The following is a 326-nucleotide window of genomic DNA, read 5'->3' on the forward strand; positions in this document are numbered from 1 at the left end:
TTTCCCTCCTCCCCTTTCCTCCTCCCTTTTCCCCTCCTCTTTCCTTCCTCTTCTTCTTCCCCCCCCTTCCCTTCCCTCCTCCCCTCCCCTTTTTTTCTTCTTTCTCCTCTTTCCCTTCCCTCCTTCCCCCTCCCTCCCCCCTTCTTCCCCCCCTCTCCCTTTTTTTTTTTCTCCCCCCTCCTCCCCCCCTTCCTCCCCCCCTTTTCTTTCCCCTCCTTCTCCCTTTCTCCTTCCCCTCTCCCCTTCTTCTTTTTTTTCCCTTCTTTTTCCCCTTTCCTTTTCTCCCCTTTTCCCCCTTTCCCCTTCCCTCCCTCCCCTCCCCCTTT

At 56.1% G+C, this 326-nt stretch carries 1 protein-coding gene; it reads right to left on the reverse strand.

Annotated features, from left to right (window positions below):
• Positions 1-326 (reverse strand): hypothetical protein (locus KH400_RS30475; protein WP_217228754.1); only part of this gene is annotated, 326 nt, incomplete at both ends.

Origin of the sequence: Desertibacillus haloalkaliphilus, from assembly GCF_019039105.1 — a bacterium.
GTDB classification, from domain to species: Bacteria; Bacillota; Bacilli; order Bacillales; family KJ1-10-99; genus Desertibacillus; species Desertibacillus haloalkaliphilus.